This window comes from Acuticoccus kalidii (genome assembly GCF_021556395.1).
GTDB lineage: Bacteria > Pseudomonadota > Alphaproteobacteria > Rhizobiales > Amorphaceae > Acuticoccus > Acuticoccus kalidii.
On sequence record NZ_JAKGCS010000006.1, the window covers coordinates 166043 to 183678 of the forward strand.

A 17636-nucleotide genomic window follows, 5' to 3' on the forward strand; every position below is an offset into this window, starting at 1 on the left:
CCTAAGCGAGTTTCGTGCCACACGTCACTTCGCACGGCCGGCGTCGCGCAACTTTTGCCCGCCTTCCGACGGTCCGCCCCGTCGGCTCCACGCCCTACGGCCCCACTCCTTACGGCCAACGCACGAGCGGGCCGAGCCACGGCAGGCGGTCGAACAGACGGGCGAACACGTCCCGCTCCAGGATCGAGCGGCCCATCGCGGCGACCTCGGACGGAACGTCGCCGAGCTCGCCCGCCCGCGCCACCAAGGTGACATTGCGCGAGAAGCGGCCGCGCACCAGCGGCGCCACCGTGAGGCCCGGCAGCCGGGCCTGTTCCTGCGCGAGGCAGAGCGGTGTCGTGATCGACCAGCCCATTCCGTCGGCGACGGCGGTGAGTTGCCCGGTCGCGGTGTCGAACTCGGCATGGATCGGCACGTCGAGTCGCATCCGCGTGAGTTGCCGCTCGATTTGCCGGCCGATCGAGGAGCGGAGCGAATAGCGCACGAACGGCTTGCCGGTGAGCCGGGCGAGATCGACGGGCGACTCGGACGGCGCCGCGCCCTTGGCGAAGACGAGCACGAACGGCTCGGTGACGATCGGGTGCCGTTCGAGGCCCTCCACCGCGTCGAGTTCATCGCCGGTGGTGACGATCATGTCGACGGCGTGGGAGAGCAAGGCGGCCTGATGGTCGGGCGAAATGCCGGACCAGATCCGCCAGCGGTCCGCGATGTCGACCATCTCGTGCACGAGGCGGGGGCCGACGGTGTTCGCGAAGCTCTCGGCCATCGCGATGGTGAGCGAACCGATGCGCCGCGCGCCGGTGGCCCTCACGGAGGCGAAGGCATCGTTCGCTGCGGCGATCACGGCGCGCGCTTTGTCATGCAGGATCGCGCCGGCATTGGTGAGCGCAATCGGCCGGATGGTCCGATCGAAGAGGGCGGCGCCCGTCGCCTCCTCGAGATTGGAAATCGCCTGCGAGACGGTCGATTGCGTCATGCCGAGCCGCCGTGCCGCAGCCGTCATGCCGCCGGCATCGACGACCGCCACGAAGATGCGCAACGCGCGGACATCGAAAGCGTGGGGCAAGTCCATGACGGCGATATTGCGAGATGGCTCTGGGGGCGGCAAGCGGCCAACGCCCCGAGGTGCCGCGAGGCGCGGCCGTGGGCTCGGGCTTCAACAAGAAAGCTAAGGCGCCGCCGTGTTTTCGCGGGGAGCCGGCGCCGTGCCCGTGATGGGGCGACCATCCTCGCCTCCGGCCACGATCAGCCAGTCGAGGAGGGCGCGGGCGAAGCCGCGATAGGGGTAGAGATCATACGCGCTCTCATCGGCACGGCGGAGGATCACGCCGACATGGGCGATCTCGGTCGTCACCGCCATGCCGACCGGAAAGGCGTCGGGATGAAGGTCGATCGCGACGCCCTTCGACAGCACCCAGCGGGCGCGTGCGCCCTCGATCCGAAGCGCGATGCGCGCCGCGCCGAGGTCGGTCACGGTGGCGATCTCGGCGGGGATGACGGAATCGAGCGCGGCGAAGAGGTCCGGCCGCGCGGCCTCCACGAGCATCCTGCCGGGGCCGGCATCGATCGCGATCGCGTCGTCGCGGGTGGTGGAGGCACGTAAGGCGGGGATCGGCGGCAGCCCCTCGCGCGACAGCGCGGCGGCGAGGGCGTCGACCGTATCCGGCCAGGCGGCAATCGCGACGAGGCCGACGAGCGGTCGCTCGGCGATGCGGAGCGCCGGAAGGGCCGGGATCGCGATGCCGGCGAGCGGAGAGCGGGGCCCCGCCGATATATGGTCAGCCATGGAGGCGGCTCCCTTCGGGATCGACATGGCGATAGGGGGTGACGATGACGGGCGTTTCACCACCGCGCACCGGATCGGCCGCGACGAGGCGTTCGCCATGGCGCGCCGGCCCGTTCGCGAGGAGGGCGAGGGCGATCTGCGCGCCGAGGACGGGGCTGTAGGTCGAGGCGGTGACGTGGCCTTCCGACCGGCCGCTCGGGCCGACGAGATGGGCGCCGGTGCGGATCGGCGCGTTGCCATCGGCACGCAGGCCGACGAGGCGGAGACGCTCCGGCGCACAAAGGGCGGGCCGGTTCATCAACACTGAGCCGACGAAGGGTTTCGCCGCGGCGAGCTTTTCGAGGCCGAGATCGTGGAGCGTGGTGCGCCCGTCGAGCTCGCCGCCCGCGACGTGTCCCTTCTCGATGCGGAGTGCGCCGAGCGCCTCGGTGCCATAGGGCTGAATGCCGTGCGGCGCACCGGCGGCGAGGATCGTCTCCCAGACGCCGAGCCCGTGATGGGCGCCGCAGAACACCTCATAGGCGTTCTCGCCCGAGAAGGAGAGGCGGGCGATGCGCACGTCCGCCGCGCCGATGCGGCCGGTGCGGATCGCCATCATCGGAAACGCGTCGGCCGCGAGGTCGATGCCGTCCACCACCGCCGCCAGGGTCGCGCGGGCGAGGGGGCCGGCGACGGCCATCGTCGCATACGCCTCGCTCACCGAGGTGACGTGCACGCGCAGCTCCGGCCACGCGGTGGCGAGGAGATAGTCGAGATGGGCGAGCACCTTCGCCGCGTTCTGCGTGGTGGTTGTCATCAGATAGCGGTGCTCGGCGAGGCGCCAGGTGGTGCCGTCGTCGAAGACGAAGCCGTCTTCGCGCAGCATCACGCCATAGCGCGCCTTTCCGACCGGGAGCTTGCCCCAGGCGTTGACATAGATGCGGTCGAGAAAGGCGGCGGCGTCGGGCCCCGCGACCTCGATCTTGCCGAGCGTCGAAACGTCGACGAGGCCGACCGCCTCGCGCACCGCCGTTGCCTCACGGACATAGGCGGTGGTGACGCTCTCGCCGGGACGGAGATAGGCGCGGGGGCGCAGATAGGCGCCGGCGGCGACCATCTCGGCGCCGTTCGCGATATGCCAATCGTGCATCGGTGTGCGCCGGACGGGGCGCAGATGCGCCCCCGTCGTCTCGCCCGCGAGGGCGCCGATGGCGACCGGGGTGTAAGGCGGGCGGTAGCGCGTCGTGCCGACGTCCGGGATCGGGCGGGACAGGTGCGCGGCCATCAGGGCGAGGCCGTTGAGATTGCTGGTCTTGCCCTGGTCGGTCGCCATGCCGAGCGTCGTGTAGCGCTTCAGATGCTCGACCGCCTCGAAGCCTTCGTCACGGGCGAGTGCGATGTCCTTCGCGGTGACGTCGTGCTGCATGTCGACGAACGCCTTGCCCTTGCCCGGAACATGGAAGAGGGGGGCGGGACGGTCGGCGAGGAGGTCGTCGTCGGTCTCGGGGAGTGTGGTGTCGGGCACGGCGAGGCCGAGCGCCGTCAGCGCCGCGGCGCCGGCCCGCGCGCCGGAGGCGAGCGCCTCGCCGGTGCCGAACGTGCCGTCGACCGCGCCCGCGACATGCCAATGGGTGGGAAGCGCGCCGGGGCGGAAGGCGGACAAAGCGGCGTCCCATTCGGGCTTGCCGCCGAGCTGGGCCGTGAGGTGAAGCGTCGGCATGAAGCCCGCCGAGACGCCGAGCGCGTCGGCCGCGATCCGCCGCCCGTCGGTGGTGACGATCGTCTCGACGCGCTTGCCGCCGCCGACCGCCGCGACCGTCGCTCCGGCGAGGAGTTCGGCACCGGCCGCCTCGGCAACGGCCTTGGCGGCGTGCGGAACGTCCGGCCGCGCGTCGATGATGGCGGCGACCGTGACGCCCGCCGCGGCGAGATCGCGGACGGTGCGGTAGGCGCCGTCATGGGTGGTGAAGATCGCGACGCGGCGACCGGGGGCGACGCCATATTGGTTCACGTAGGCGCGCATCGCGTCGGCGAGCATGACGCCCGGCCGGTCGTTGCTGGCGAAGACGATCGGCCGTTCGATCGCGCCGGCGGCGAGGATCACCTCGCGTGGGCGGATCGTCCAATGGCGCTGGCGCGGGAGCGGGCCGGGATCATTAGAGCCGTCGACGACCCGCTCGACCGCGCCGAAAGCGCCGTCATACTGGCCGTAGACGGTGGTGCGCGGCAGAATTTGGACGCCGCGGGTCGCAAGCTCGGCGGCGAGGGCGGCGGCGAAGTGCGGTGCGGGGCGGCCGTCGATGGCGGCGCGCTCATGGCGCAGCGCACCGCCGAAGCCGTCGCGCTCGTCGGCGATCAGGACGCGGGCGCCGGCCTCGGCCGCGGCCTTCGCCGCCATCAGCCCGGCAGGGCCGCCGCCGATTACGAGAACGTCGCAGAAGTGGTGCGCGCTTTCATAGCGGTCGGGATCGGGCTCGGTCGGGGCCTCGCCCATCCCGGCGGCGCGGCGGATCATCGGCTCGAAGAACCGCGTCCAGGTGCCGCGCGGGCCGCCGATGAAGGTCTTATAGTAGAAGCCCGCGCCGATCAGGCCGCCGGCGAGGCCGTTCACCGCCATCAGATCGTGCCGGAGGGAGGGCCAGGCATTCTGCCCGCCCGCGACGAGGCCGTCATGGAGCGGCACCATCGTCGCGCGGGTGTTGGGCTCGCTCCGGGCACCGACGCCGAGCGAGACGAGGGCGTTGGGCTCCTCCGGCCCGGCCGAGACGACGCCGCGCGGACGGTGATATTTGAACGAGCGGGCGACGATTTCGACACCGTTCGCAAGGAGCGCGGAGGCGAGCGTGTCGCCGGCATAACCAGTCAATGATTTGCCGGCAAAGGAAAATCGGACCGGCGTCGTCCGGTCGATGCCGGAGCCGCCCGCGGCGAGACGATGGCCGCTCATCGGGCTTCTCCTTCGCCCCATGGGCCGGCGAGCGATGCGCCGTACACCGCGTGCGTGACCGTATCGCGGGTGACGCGGACGATGGCGCGGCAGCCGGCGGTGTGTTGCCAGTGTTCGGCGTGGCGGCCGCGCGGATTGCGGCGGGCGTGGACGAAGTCGGACCAGGCGTCGGCGGAGGCGTCCGGCGCGGGGCGGACCTTTGTGGCGTCGCCGATATAGGTGAACTCGCTCACCTCGCGCGGGCCGCAATGGGGGCAGGGGATCAGCATGGCAAGGCCTAGTGAAGCTGCGGGACGGGGCCGGTGCCCGCCTCGTCGATGACGCGGCCGGTGCGGAAGCGGTCCAGCGTGAAGGCGGCGTTCTGCGGGTGGGGCGTATCGCGGGCGATGGTGTGGGCGAAGCAAAAGCCCGAGGCGGGCGTCGCCTTGAACCCGCCATAACACCAGCCGGCATTGAGATAGAGCCCGTCGATCGGCCCCTTGGTGATGATCGGCGAGCCGTCCATCGACATGTCCATGATGCCGCCCCATTGGCGCAGGAGCCGAACGCGGGAGATGTTGGGGAACATCGCCGTCGCGAGCGCGGCGACGTCGCGCACGATCGGCAGATTGCCGCGCTGGGCGTAGGAGTTGTAGCCGTCAATGTCGCCGCCGAAGACGAGGCCGCCTTTGTCGGATTGCGAGATATAAAGATGCCCCGCGCCGAGCGTGACGACGGTGTCGATGATCGGCTTCAACGGCTCCGACACGAAGGCCTGGAGGACGTGGCTCTCGATCGGCAGATCGTCGAGGCCGGCGAGCGCCATCACCTGGCTCGTCGAACCGGCGACCGCGACGCCGACCTTCGGCGCGCGGATCTCCCCGCGGCTCGTGGCGACGCCGACGATCCGGTCGCCCTCCCGCAGGAAGCCCGTCACCTCGGCATTCTCGACGATGTCGACGCCGAGACGGTCGGCCCCACGCGCATAGCCCCAGGCGACGGCATCGTGCCGAGCGGTGCCGGCGCGCGGTTGGAGAAGGCCGCCGACGATGGGGAACCGCGCCGAAGGGCTCGTGTCGAGATGGGGGACCATCGCGGTGACGGCGTCGCGGTCGAGGAGTTCGGCGTCGATCCCCTCGAAGCGCATCGCGTTGCCGCGCGCGGCATAGGCGTCGAGTTGGGCCGGCGTGTGAGCGAGATTGAGGACGCCGCGCTGGGAGAACATCACATTGTAATTGAGGTCGCGCGAGAGGCCCTCCCAGAGCTTCATCGACAGCTCATAGAAGGCCGCGTTCTGCGGCAGGCGGTAGTTCGAGCGCACGATGGTCGTGTTACGGCCGACATTGCCGCCGCCGATCCAGCCCTTCTCGACGACGGCGATGTCGGTGAGGCCGTGCTCCTTGGCGAGATAATAGGCGGTCGCGAGGCCGTGGCCGCCGCCGCCGACGATGATTGCGTCATAGGTCGGCTTGGGCGCGGCGGCGCGCCATTGGCGCGGCCAGTCCCGATTGCCTGTAAGCGCGCCTCTGACCAGCGCGGCGGCCGAAAATCGCATCCTGCCCCTCCCGAAACCGGGGCCGCTTTAACCGGATGGACGGCGCCGCGTCACGCAGGATCGGAAAATTGCGTGGCCATCATCGGCGATTGCGATCGCGCAATATTCGTACGCAACGATGATGCTATGATGTCCAAAGCATACAACCATCGATAATCGCGATCGCACCGAAATCTGCGTCGCATTTCTATTCTTATACGTCGTGTTTTGGGTGATTTGCCGTCCGAGCGGCGCGCACGCCTTTATGGCCATGTCCGAGGAGTGTTGCGATGGCCTTCCCGACTTCTGCGCGTTTCGTGATCATCGGGGCCGGTATTCACGGCCTGTCGACGGCGCTTCATCTCGCCCGCGGCCTCAAGGCCCGCCAGGCCGGGACCGGCGCGGATATCCTCGTGATCGACAAAGGCGGCATCGCCGCCGGCGCATCCGGTATCGCGTGCGGCGTGGTGCGCAACAACTATTTCCAGCCGGCGATGCGCGAGCTGATGGCCCATTCCGTGGCGCTCTGGGAGGAGAACCGGGAGGCGCTGCACTATAATCCGGTCGGCTATATGCAAATCAGCCCCGAGGCGATGCACGGCGACGTCGCCGCGATCCACGCCGAGCAGCAGGCGATCGGCTATGAGAGCACCTTCGTGGAAGGGGAGGCGGACAGCGCGCGCTATATGCGCGGCCTCTTCGACGACTGGCAGGCGAAGGGCATCACCTCCGTTCTGCACGAGAAGCGCGGCGGATACGCCCACAATGCCGCCGCGATCTGCGGCCTTGCCGGCATGGCGGAGGCGGAAGGCGTCCGCATTCTCACCGGCGTGACCGTGAAGGGCTTCACCTTCGGCCACAACAGCGACGCGATCGTCGCCGTGGAGACCGACCGGGGGCGCATCGAATGCGGCGAAATCGTCGTCGCGCCGGGTCCATGGGTGCGCGATTTCTGGGCGATGCTCGACCTGCCCGGCCGGATCACGGTGCGTGACGCCACGGGCGAGGATATCGACGACGTGCCGATGTGGCGCTTCTGGCAGCTCGAAGAAGGGGTGCTCGGCGTGCCGCTCTCGGACTTTCGGACCAACGAAGGCCAAGCCCCGCCGGTCCTCCATGTGGACAGCGACGCGCCGCTGGTGAGCGATGTCGACGGTTCGCTCATCACCGAAGAAATGTGGGGAATTTATTATAAGCCCGATCCGCAATTTGGCGGGATCCAAGGCGGCGCGTCACCCTATCCGGTGGAGGGCGATGCCGACACCGTGGCGCTCGATCCATACGGACCGGCCTCGCCGGAGTTCGTCTCCTCGCCTGAATTCGCCCATATGTGGGCGTCTGCGCTCGCCCATTGCCACAAGCGTTTCGAGGGGATGTCGCATCGCTATAAGCGGGAGCCGTCGGGCGGGCTCGGGTGCTTCACGCCCGACTCGTTCCCGGTGTTCGATCGCATGCGTCCAAATGCATATATGATCGCCGATTCCAACCATGGATATAAAATGCTCGGCGTGGGACAACTTGTGGCATGTGAGTTGTTGGGCGAACCGAGCGCGCTCCTGGCGCCGTTCCGATTCGACCGATACGCGGCGGGCGCGCTGCATCCCGTCTCCCACAGCCCATTTCCTTGGAGCTGAGCAACCGGATGAACAATGGTCGACACCGATCTTCACCGCATCGCTGACGACGACGGCGGGGGCATCCGGACGAAAACGATCCTGGTCGTCCTCGTCGATGCCTTCTCGCTCCTGAGCCTTGCTTCTTTCATCGAGCCCTTCCGCTCGGCCAACCGCATTCTCGGCCAGGCCGCTTACGATGTGCAGCTCGCGACGCTGTCGGGCGCCCCGGCGATGTCCTCCGGCGGCATCGCGATCGCGCCGGGCCATGCGCTCGCCGACGCGCCGCCCGCGAATGTCGTGATGCTGTGCACCGGCCTCATCGTCGAGCCGCCGGGGCGGGACGATATCGTCGCCCAATTGCGGCGGCGCGTGCGGGCCGGAGAGTGCGTCGGGGCGATCGCGACGGGCGCCTGGCTTCTCGGCGCGGCGAAACTTCTCGACGGCTATCGTGCGACGATCCATTGGGAGAGCCGGGCCGCTTTCGCTGCGGCGCATCCCGAGGTGGACGTGACGGAGTCTCTCTACGAGATCGACCGGACGCGGCTCACCTCCGCCGGCGGCACCGCCTCGATCGATCTCGTCGCCGCCATCGTCACCGCCGATCACGGGGTCGGCGTCTCGCGTCAGATGGCGAACCTCGTGCAGCATGAGCGCATCCGCGCCAAAGGCGATCGGCAGCGGCCGGCCAACGAGCCCGATCTCGTCGGCAAGCCGGAGGCGATCGCGCGGATCATCCAGCGCATGGCGGCGAATTTGGAGGATCCACTCGCCGCAAGCGTCCTCGCCGACGAGGCGGGCCTGTCGGTGCGTCAGGTCGAGCGCCTGTTTCGGCGGCATGTCGAGATGACGCCGACCGCCTATTATATCCGCCTGCGCCTCACGCGCGCGCGAGAGCTATTGCGCCAGACGAGCGCCTCGATCCTCGATGTCGCCATCGCGACCGGATTTTCGTCGCAATCCCATTTCGCGCAGGCCTATCGGGGCGCGTTCGGCATCAGCCCCTCCGAGGAGCGGCGCGGCGGCTGACGGCCGCAACCTCTATCGCGTGGGCGGGTCGAGCCATTATCCTGTCGCAAACCGCAACGAGGCCGGGCGGCGCGGTTCGCCCGCGAAGGAGCCATGCCCGACACCAACGCTACCGACACCAACGCCGTCGACGCGAGCGAGCGGACGCAGGCGGCGGTGGTCGCCTATCTCTCGACCCTATCCGACACGGCGCCGATCACGACGCATCTGTCGCGCGTCTTCCTGCTTCCCGATCGGGTGCTGAAGCTGAAGCGGGCCCGGACGTTGCCCTTCGTCGACTATGAAGCGCTCGCGACGCGGGAGCATTTTTGCCGTCACGAGGTCGAGGTGAACCGCCGTTTCGCCCCGGCGCTCTACAGCGCGGCGCGCCCCGTCACGCGCGAGGGGGACCGGCTCTCGCTCGATGGACCGGGCGAGGTCGTCGACTGGGTGGTCGACATGAAGCGTTTCGACGGGGACAGCCAGTTCGACACGATGGTCGAGCGGGGGACACTCGACGGCGACATGGTCGACGCGCTCGCCGTCCGAATCGCGGCGCTCCACCGCGAGGCGCCGGTCGCGCGCCTCACCGACCAGGCGGAGCGGGTCGCAGAACTGTGCCGCCAGCTCCACGACGATCTCGCGCCGCAGCTCGCGAGCGAAGCCGACCGTGCCGCGCTCGGCCGGTGGCGGGCGGCGGCGGAGACGGCGCTTGCGCGCCAGAGGGACGAGCTCGGCCGCCGGGCGCGGCATGGTTTCGTCCGCCGCTGCCATGCCGATCTTCACCTGTCCAATATCTGCCTGTGGCAAGGCGAGCCGACCCCCTTCGACGCGATCGAGTTCGACGAGGATATGGCGACGATCGACGTCCTCTATGACGTCGCGTTCGTTCTCATCGACCTTGCCCATCGCGGGCGGCGCGATCTGTCGATGCGTCTCCTCTCGCGTTATCTCGAGGCGACGCGCGACTATCGCGGTCTTGCCGTGCTGCCGCTCTTCATGGCGAACCGGTTGATGGTTCGCGCGCTCGTCGGGGCCATCAAGGGCCGCGACCCGCGCCCCTATCTCGACGAGGCGCTCGCCGCGATCGCCCGGCCACCCGCACCGCACCTCGTCGCGATCGGAGGGCGGTCCGGTACCGGCAAGACGACGATCGCCCGCGCCCTCGCGCCGACGCTGAACGCGGTGGTGATCCGCACCGACGCGGTGCGCAAGGAGCTCACGGACGCGGGCGTGGGGGCTCACCTTCCGGCGAGCGCCTACGTTTTGGCGCAGCGCGCCGCGGTCTACCGGCGGATGCTTGTCGACGCGCGCCGCGCGATCCGGGCGGGCTGGCCGGTCATCCTCGACGGCACCTTCCTCGAGCCTGAGTGGCGCGAGGCGGTGGGGGAGGCCGCGGCCGCATGGGGCGTCGCCTTTTCCGGGATCTGGCTCGAGGCGGGCACGGAGACGCTCGCGGCCCGCGTCACCGCCCGCACCAACGATCTATCCGACGCCGACGCCGCCGTGGTCCGCGCCCAGGCCGACGCCGAGATCGGCCCGATGCGCTGGAGCCGCGTCGACGCCTCGGGCTCCGCCGAGCGCGTCGCGATGCGGGCCGAGGCGGCGCTCGGCGAGACGGGCTGACGCCGCGGCCGGTGCGATCCGCGCAAGCGGGGGCGTCAGTCCTTCGGCAGGAGGCGGCTCAGCGTGTCGATGGTGTCGGCCTCGCCGGGTGGTTTGTCCCACCTGAGGCGGGCGACGCGGGGAAAGCGCATCGCGACGCCGGACTTGTGGCGCGTCGAGCGCTGCAATCCCTCGAACGCGACTTCGAGGACGAGGCCGGTCTCGCGCGTGTGGACGACCTCGCGCACCGGGCCGAAGCGGTCGACCGTGTTGTTGCGCACGAACTTGTCGATTTCCTTCAGCTCGTCGTCGGTGAAGCCGAAATAGGCCTTGCCGACGGGGACGAGCCCATCCGCCCCGTTCTCGCCGGTCCAGACGCCGAAAGTGTAGTCCGAATAAAAGGACGAGCGCTTTCCCGATCCGCGCTGCGCGTACATGAGGACGGCGTCGACCGTGAAGGGATCGCGCTTCCATTTGTACCACGGGCCTTTCGGCCGGCCGGGCACATAGAGGCTGTCGAGCCGCTTCAGCATCACCCCTTCGACCGCGGCGGCGTCCGAGCCCGCCCCGGCGCTCGCCGGATCGGCGCGTGCGGCGGCGATATCGGCCCATGTCTCGAAGGCGAGTGTGGGGGAGATGTCGAACATCGGACCCGCCGTTTCGAGGAAGGCGGCGAGCCGGGCGCGCCGCTCGACATAGGGAAGGGCGCGCAGATCCTCCGTGCCGTCACTCAGGATGTCGTAGGCGCGGATCCGGGGCGGAAACTCGCGCATCAGCTTGGGGCTCACCGTCTTCCGGTTGAGCCGCTGCTGGAGGACGTTGAACGACTGGACGGCGTCGTCGCGCACGATCAGAAGCTCGCCGTCGAGCGCGCCCTCGAAATCGACGGCGTCGACGATGTCGGGGAAGGTCGCCGAGATGTCCTCCCCGGTGCGCGAATAGAGCCGGACGACGCGGCGGCCGGACGGCTCGCGCCCCGCCGCGACTTCGAGACGGATTCCGTCCCACTTCCATTCCGCGGCGAAGGCGGCCGGATCTTCGGTGCGTTCGAGCTCGTCGAGATCGGTGGCGTTCGCCAGCATCGGCGGGCGGAACGGAGCCGGGTTGGTGTTGGAGGGGGCGGGTCCGCGGCCTTCGATCCAGGCAAAGAGCGGCTCGTAAGGCGGCGACAGGCCGTGCCAGACCTCCTCGACCGCATTCACCTCGATGCCGCCATAGCGGGCGACGGCGGTCTTCGCGAGCCGTGCGCTGACGCCGACGCGCAACGCGCCCGTGATCAATTTGAGGAGCGCCCAACGGCCGATTTCGTCGAGATGGTCGAGCCATTCGGCGAGCTGACCGGGGAGGGCGGCCTTTCCCATCGTCTCCAATGTGCGGATCACCTCGGACAAAGCCGGGCTCGATGGGGGATCGTTGTGGCCGATGAGCGGCGGCGTTTCCGGCGGCGGCTTGCGCGGCCACATGAGAGCGACCGTTTCGGACAGATCGCCGACATAATCGCGCGACAGGGCGAAGAGGACCGGATCCGTCCGCTCGGCGATGAGCGCGCGGATCAGGCCGGGCTTGGCGTTCTGAAACGACAGCGAATCAGTGAGCGCGGCGAGCGCATAGCCCCGCTCGGGATCGGGGGCGGCGCGGAAATACGCCTCCATGAGGGCGAGCTTGCCGTTGCGGCGCGGCTCGTAGCTCAATCGGTCGAGGAGAAGGGCGAAGGCCTGCATCGCATCAGAAGTAGGATCCTCACCCCCGAAAGGACAGATGCGCCGCGCGAGCGGGAGAGGATGGGCCGGCCCTCGGTCCGTGTCGCGTCACGCCGGCGCCGACTGGGCGCCGATCCGAAGAGCGGCGTCCGCGGCCGGATCGCATGGTGGATTACCAGCGGCAGATCCGGCGGGTCTCGAACACATAGGTCCCGGAATGAGGCGACCAGACGCGGACGCGCTTTGCGATGCAACGGCGGCCGTAAAAGTCGGTCACGAGGAAGGGCGTGACGTGGCGGTGGTGGCGATGGCCGTGGCCGTGCCGGGCGTCATGCCGCCGCCGCTCCCTTTTCCGCCGGCGCGGCCGCCGCAAAAGAAAACGCGGCCGAAGCCGCGTTGTCAGGGTCGCGATGATGGCGCCGCGATTATTGGGCGGGCGCCGTCTCGGCCGGGGTCTCCGGCGCGCTCTGCGTGGGAGCGGAGTTCGAGGGAGCCGGGGTCGGTTCGGACTGTGCCGGTTCGGACTGTGCCGGTTCCGAGGGCGCCGGTTCCGCGGGCGCCGGCGCGGAGGGGGCCGGTTCAGCCGGGGCCGGGGCCGCCTGGGCCGGAGCGGTAGCGGCCGGCGCGGCCGGCGCCGGCGGCGCGTTTTCCGCCGCGCGACGCGAGCGCTGGAGCGCATCGATTTCGGAGATCAGATCGTTCCGCTGGCGGCGCCACAGATCGACGTCCTTGCGCAGCGAATCGACCTCGTTCTCCAGCGTCGCCTTCCGGCCGCCGAACTCGCCTTCCATGCTCGTGAGGCGGCGCTGAACGTCCGACAACTCGGCCTCGGCGCGGGCGATCTGTTGCTGAACGTCGAACTGATCGCTCTTCAACTGCTCGACCTCGCCCTTCAGCGTGTCGCGCTGCTGGGTCAGATCGTCGACCGAATCCTGCGCGCTGTCCTGCTGCCGGCTGAGCGAGGCGGTCGCGTCCTCAAGGCTCGCTTGCGCCGCCTCGAGCTCTGCGAGCGCGGCCTGCACGGTCGCGTGCCGGCTCTCGAGATCGTCGACTTCGCCGCTCGTCGCGTCACGCGACTTCGTCAGCTCCGCGATCTCGTCATTGAGCGCCGACAAGTCGGCCTCGAGCGCGCTCTTCGTCTCGGTCATGGTAGCGACGTCGCTCTTCGCCGTTTCGAGCGCGGCCGCGGCCGTGTCGCTTTCGCTCTGCAGCGTGGCGACTGCGTCGGACAGCGTGTCGCGCTCCTTCGTGAGGTCGGCGACCTCGGCTTCGAGCGCCGACTTCTCCTCGGTGAGCGCGTCGGTTTCGTTCGTGAGGTCGGCCTTGTCGTCGTTGAGGTCTTCGACCTCGTCGGAGAGCGCGGCCTTCTCGCTCTGCAGCGTTTCGATCTCCGCCGTCAGGTTGTCGTGCTCGGCGCTCGTGGTCTCGAGCTCGCTCCGCGCAGTGGCGATGCGCTCTTCCGTTTCGGACAGGGTCGCCGTGATCTCTTCGGCCTGGCTCTCCAGCGCGGCGAGCTCCTCGCGTGCCTTCGCCTCTGCGGCGGCCGCCTCGTCGCGGTTTGCGCTGGCGGTCTCGGCGCCGGCCTCGGCTTCGGCGAGGCTCGCGCGGGCCGCTTCCAGATTGGTCTGCAGCTCTTGCAGCTCGCTCTTCGCCGTTTCGGCGGAGGTGCGGGCGGTGTTCATGTCGTTGGTGAGCGAGGCGATGGTGCCTTCGAGGTCGGACCGCTCTGCCTCGCGGGACTGCAACGAGCCCTCCGCGGTGGACAGGCGCGCGTCCAACGTGGCCTCCTGGCCGGTCAGATCCTCGATCGTCGCTTCGAGCGTCGTGCGCTCTTCGGTGGCTTTCTCGATCGCCGCCTCGATCTCCTCGAGCGAGCCGGACCGGTCGGTCAGGGTCGATATCTCGTCCTGGAGGCGGGACGCTTCGGACTCGGCAGTGGCCGTGGCGTCGGCGAGACGGGCCGAAAGATCCTCACTCTCGCGATAGAAATAGACGGCGGCGCCGAGCGCCGCGAGCGCGACGACGACGAGGACGACGACCGAAGGGCTACGAGCGTACATATCGCTGCAAGTCTCCTTTTTAGCGATTGACGTCTGCCTCTATGGAGCGACGACAGGCTGTTGTCGACCAGGTGTTGGCCCTCCATCCAATTTTCTTGCGCCTGTCACAATTTTGGTGACGCTTCTCCTCACAAACATTTTAGATCGCGGCCGCCTTACTGTAGTCGACCTGTTAACATTCTGGGCTATCGGGCGATCTTGCCTGCAACGCCCTGTTCGTCAGGCGAACGAATAGTCCGCAACGGGGGCGCTGCGACCGCCAAGGCTGCGGCATGAATGGGGCGCAGGCCGAGTTCTGTTGACGGCGCGCGGGCGGTCACGCTCTTCTGGGCAACATGGTTCGCATTGCGCGAAGGGGGATCGATCCATGACGCTTCGGACTATGGTTCGGCCGGCTGTCCTGCCGTGCCTTTTGATGACGGCAATGTCGGCTCCGGCCCTCGCACAGGATGCCGAGCCCGCCGTCACCCTGCAGCTTCTCCATACCTCCGATCTCGAAGGCAACGCCGACGCGGTGGAGAATGCGCCGAACTTCGCCGCGATCGTCGAATCCCTGATGGGCGATTACGAGACGAGCCTCCTCATCTCCGCCGGTGACAACTTCATCCCGAGCCCCTTTTCCCTCGCCGCGGGCACCAGCGATCCGGACGTGCGCGCCCGCCTCAACGCCGCGCTCAACGCCGCGATGTCCGAGGTGACGGGCGAGACGCACGAGGCGCTCGAAAGCGCGCCGGGCCGGTTCGACATCGCGATCATGAACGTGATCGGCTTCGATGCCTCCGCCCTCGGCAACCACGAACTCGATTTCGGCCAGGCGTCCCTCCTCGACGTGATCGCCCCGGCCGGCGACGGCAAGACCTGGGTCGGCAGCCTCTTTCCCTTTCTGTCGGCCAATCTCACCGTCGGGCCGCAAAGCGTGCTCGACCCGATCTTCTCCCCCGGCATCGGTGCGGACGAGGACGGCGCGGGGACGATCGCGCCCTATACGGTGATCGAGAAGAATGGCGAGCGTTTCGGCGTGATCGGCATCACGACGCCTCTTCTCGCGACCATCTCGTCGACCAAAGGCGACCCCAACAATCCGCACGACGATATCGGCACGAGGCCCAACCGTGACGATATGCTGGCGCTCGCGGGCGTCATTCAACCCATCATCGACGAAGTGGAGGCGCAAGGGATCGACAAGATCATCCTCACCTCGCACCTCCAACAGATCGCGCTCGAGGTGGAGCTCGCCGAGCTTCTCGACGGGGTCGATATCATCATCGCCGGCGGCTCGGACACGCGCCTTGCCGACGACACGGACCGGCTGCGGGACGGCGACGAGGCACAGGGCCCCTATCCGATCTTCCGCGAGGACGAGATGGGCAACCCCGTCGCGATCGTCTCGACCGATGGGCAGCTCACTTATGTCGGCCGCCTGGTGATCGGCTTCGATGCGGACGGGCGCATCATACCGTCGACCGTCGATCCCGCGGTGTCGGGTGCCTACGCGAGCGACGACGAGGCCGTGCTGGAGGCGACCGGCGCTCCCGATATCAGCGCGGCGATCACCGCATCGCCGAAGGGGCGCGTGGTGCGCGATCTCGTCCGCGTCATCGAGGAATCGGCGCTCGACGTGTCGGGCCGCAACTATTTCGCCGACGTCACGGTCGATCTCAATGGCGATCGCGAGCCCGGCGTGCGGACGGAGGAGACCAATCTCGGCAACCTCACCGCGGACGCCAATCTCGCTTATGCGAACGAATTGTCCGACAGCCCGGTGCTGATCTCGCTGAAGAATGGCGGCGGCATCCGCGATTCGATCCCGAACGACGACGGAAAGATCTCCGAGCTCGAAATCCAGCAGGCCCTCGCCTTCAACAACGGGCTGACGCTCATCACCCTGTCGCCGCAGCAGCTCCTCGAGGTGTTGGATTACGCCGTGTCCGGGAGCGAGTACGACGCCCAAGGCAAGCCGCTCAACGCGCAAGGTCGCTTTCCGCAGGTGGCCGGCCTGCGCTTTTCCTTCGATCCGCTCCTGGAGCCCGGCGAACGGGTGCAGGACGTCACGCTTCTCGGCACGGGGCCCGAGGGGGTGGACGTCAAGATCATCGAGAATGGCGACCTGACGCGAGCGGCTGATCAATTCGCGGTCGGCATCCGCGCGGTCTCGCTGAATTTCCTGGTCGATGGCGGGGATGGCTATCCTTACCCGTCCTTCGTCTCGAAGGATCCGAAATTCGCCAACGTCGTGCAGCTTCTGAAGCGCGACGTGATCGCCGACGGGGCGGCGACCTTCACCAATGTCGGGACCGAGCAGGACGCGCTCGCCGAATATCTCGCCGCCCAAGAGGGCCCTGTGTCGATCGCGGACACGAAGCCGGCCGAGGATCAGCGGATCCTCAATCTCGCCGTCCCCGGCGTCGTCGACACCGACGATCTCTGACGGCGGCGGGTGCGGGCGGCGTCAGCCGTCGCCCGTCGGCAGGATCTCCGGCCCGCCGACGATCGTCGGATCGGGCGGGCCGGCGACGCGCTCGATGCGCGAATCGTAGTTGATCGCACTGAGGATAATCTGCTGCGTCGCAATCCGCGCGCGCCGCTTGTCGTCCGCCCGCACGACGCGCCAGGGCGACTCGGGCGTATGGGTCCGGGCGAACATCTCGCCGATGGCGAGGGAGTAGGAATCCCAGCGCTTCAGACCCTCGACGTCGATCGAGGACAGCTTCCATTGTTTGAGCGGATCATCCTCGCGCGCCAACATGCGCCGCATCTGTTCGGCCCGGCTCACGGTGAGCCAGATCTTGAACAGGTGGATGCCGTCGGCGACGAGCATCCGCTCGAACTCCGGCGCCTGGCGGAAAAAGAGCGAGCGCGCCTCCTCGCTCGAAAAGTCGAAGACGCGCTCCACCACGGCGCGATTGTACCAGGAGCGGTCGAAGAACACGATCTCACCGGCGGTGGGCAGGTGATCGATATAGCGCTGGAAATACCATTGGCCCGCCTCCTGCTCGCTCGGCTTGCCGAGCGCGACGACGCGCGCACCCCGTGGATTGAGATTTTCGCGCAGGCGCTTGATCGATCCGCCTTTACCCGCGGCGTCCCGTCCCTCGAACACCACCGCGACCCGGGCGCCGGTCTTCCTGACCCATGACTGGAGCTTCACCAGCTCGATCTGCAACGCCTTGCGCGCGTCGTTATAGGCCTTGTCCTCCATCGCCCCGTCATAGGGATATTTGGTCGACAGGATGTCGTCCTTGCCGGCGGCCTGGATCGCCTTTTTCAGCGGTTTGGGAAGCTCCTTGTTGAAATAGCGGGAGATTTCTCCGTCGAAGGGTAGGTCGGCCATATCGAATCCATCGGGTTGCAGGCATTCGCCCCGCCTCGTCGGCAGCTTGGGGTCAATTCGCGTCGGGCCGCAATGGATCGACCGGCGGCGCGAA

At 68.5% G+C, this 17636-nt stretch carries 12 protein-coding genes; 4 read left to right on the top strand and 8 right to left on the bottom strand.

Translation table 11 applies throughout. The features are described from left to right. Positions 1-109: 109 nt before the first annotated feature. The 5 genes from L1787_RS02120 to L1787_RS02140 all read right to left on the bottom strand — a co-directional run bounded on the left by L1787_RS02120 (position 110) and on the right by L1787_RS02140 (position 6246). On the bottom strand, positions 110-1072 hold the full coding sequence (locus tag L1787_RS02120) for a LysR family transcriptional regulator (protein ID WP_235706830.1): 963 nt from the start codon (positions 1070-1072) through the stop codon (positions 110-112). 96 nt (positions 1073-1168) lie between these two features. Further along, positions 1169-1786, bottom strand: coding sequence for a sarcosine oxidase subunit gamma (locus L1787_RS02125; RefSeq protein WP_235706831.1), 618 nt, complete (start codon positions 1784-1786; stop codon positions 1169-1171). Beyond that, positions 1779-4712, bottom strand: coding sequence for a sarcosine oxidase subunit alpha family protein (locus L1787_RS02130; protein ID WP_235706832.1), 2934 nt, complete (start codon positions 4710-4712; stop codon positions 1779-1781). Before L1787_RS02130 ends, L1787_RS02125 begins: the two co-directional genes overlap by 8 nt. Continuing rightward, the gene (locus L1787_RS02135) at positions 4709-4981 is read right to left on the bottom strand and encodes a sarcosine oxidase subunit delta (RefSeq protein WP_235706833.1); all 273 of its coding nucleotides are present in this window, start codon (positions 4979-4981) and stop codon (positions 4709-4711) included. Before L1787_RS02135 ends, L1787_RS02130 begins: the two co-directional genes overlap by 4 nt. Before the next feature lie 8 nt (positions 4982-4989). Further along, positions 4990-6246: a sarcosine oxidase subunit beta family protein gene (locus tag L1787_RS02140; RefSeq protein ID WP_235706834.1), complete on the bottom strand. Its 1257-nt coding sequence runs from the start codon at positions 6244-6246 to the stop codon at positions 4990-4992. Positions 6247-6515: 269 nt separating this feature from the next. On the opposite strand from L1787_RS02140, the gene L1787_RS02145 reads away from it, so the two are divergent. From L1787_RS02145 to L1787_RS02155, 3 genes are all read left to right on the top strand, one after another. Then, positions 6516-7859, top strand: a complete 1344-nt coding sequence (locus L1787_RS02145; RefSeq protein WP_235706835.1) for an NAD(P)/FAD-dependent oxidoreductase — start codon at positions 6516-6518, stop codon at positions 7857-7859. 15 nt (positions 7860-7874) lie between these two features. Next, positions 7875-8867 (top strand): GlxA family transcriptional regulator, encoded by a 993-nt coding sequence (locus L1787_RS02150; protein WP_235706836.1) that lies wholly within the window; start codon positions 7875-7877, stop codon positions 8865-8867. 93 nt (positions 8868-8960) lie between these two features. Then, on the top strand, positions 8961-10472 hold the full coding sequence (locus L1787_RS02155) for a bifunctional aminoglycoside phosphotransferase/ATP-binding protein (protein ID WP_235706837.1): 1512 nt from the start codon (positions 8961-8963) through the stop codon (positions 10470-10472). A gap of 35 nt (positions 10473-10507) precedes the next feature. Here L1787_RS02155 and L1787_RS02160 read toward each other — a convergent pair whose 3' ends face one another. Both L1787_RS02160 and L1787_RS02165 read right to left on the bottom strand, forming a co-directional pair. Continuing rightward, a complete protein-coding gene (locus tag L1787_RS02160) occupies positions 10508-12172 on the bottom strand; it encodes a cisplatin damage response ATP-dependent DNA ligase (protein WP_235706838.1) in 1665 nt (554 codons plus the stop codon). A 404-nt stretch (positions 12173-12576) separates the two neighbouring features. Further along, positions 12577-14211, bottom strand: coding sequence for a coiled-coil domain-containing protein (locus L1787_RS02165; RefSeq protein ID WP_235706839.1), 1635 nt, complete (start codon positions 14209-14211; stop codon positions 12577-12579). Between the two features lie 367 nt (positions 14212-14578). Between L1787_RS02165 and L1787_RS02170 the strand changes: the two genes are divergently transcribed. Then, positions 14579-16639 carry a bifunctional metallophosphatase/5'-nucleotidase gene (locus L1787_RS02170; RefSeq protein ID WP_235706840.1) on the top strand — a complete coding sequence of 687 codons (2061 nt, stop codon included), beginning with the start codon at positions 14579-14581 and terminating at the stop codon, positions 16637-16639. A 21-nt stretch (positions 16640-16660) separates the two neighbouring features. Here the strand turns inward: L1787_RS02170 and ppk2 are convergent, their stop codons facing one another. Further along, positions 16661-17542 (bottom strand): polyphosphate kinase 2, encoded by an 882-nt coding sequence (gene ppk2, locus L1787_RS02175; RefSeq protein WP_235706841.1) that lies wholly within the window; start codon positions 17540-17542, stop codon positions 16661-16663. Positions 17543-17636: the final 94 nt, after the last annotated feature.

Coding starts and splice junctions, on each gene's coding strand:
- L1787_RS02120 (WP_235706830.1), bottom strand. CDS start 1,072: ATGGACTTGCCCCACGCTTTCGATGTCCGCGCGTTGCGCATCTTCGTG.
- L1787_RS02125 (WP_235706831.1), bottom strand. CDS start 1,786: ATGGCTGACCATATATCGGCGGGGCCCCGCTCTCCGCTCGCCGGCATC.
- L1787_RS02130 (WP_235706832.1), bottom strand. CDS start 4,712: ATGAGCGGCCATCGTCTCGCCGCGGGCGGCTCCGGCATCGACCGGACG.
- L1787_RS02135 (WP_235706833.1), bottom strand. CDS start 4,981: ATGCTGATCCCCTGCCCCCATTGCGGCCCGCGCGAGGTGAGCGAGTTC.
- L1787_RS02140 (WP_235706834.1), bottom strand. CDS start 6,246: ATGCGATTTTCGGCCGCCGCGCTGGTCAGAGGCGCGCTTACAGGCAAT.
- L1787_RS02145 (WP_235706835.1), top strand. CDS start 6,516: ATGGCCTTCCCGACTTCTGCGCGTTTCGTGATCATCGGGGCCGGTATT.
- L1787_RS02150 (WP_235706836.1), top strand. CDS start 7,875: ATGGTCGACACCGATCTTCACCGCATCGCTGACGACGACGGCGGGGGC.
- L1787_RS02155 (WP_235706837.1), top strand. CDS start 8,961: ATGCCCGACACCAACGCTACCGACACCAACGCCGTCGACGCGAGCGAG.
- L1787_RS02160 (WP_235706838.1), bottom strand. CDS start 12,172: ATGCAGGCCTTCGCCCTTCTCCTCGACCGATTGAGCTACGAGCCGCGC.
- L1787_RS02165 (WP_235706839.1), bottom strand. CDS start 14,211: ATGTACGCTCGTAGCCCTTCGGTCGTCGTCCTCGTCGTCGTCGCGCTC.
- L1787_RS02170 (WP_235706840.1), top strand. CDS start 14,579: ATGACGCTTCGGACTATGGTTCGGCCGGCTGTCCTGCCGTGCCTTTTG.
- ppk2 (WP_235706841.1), bottom strand. CDS start 17,542: ATGGCCGACCTACCCTTCGACGGAGAAATCTCCCGCTATTTCAACAAG.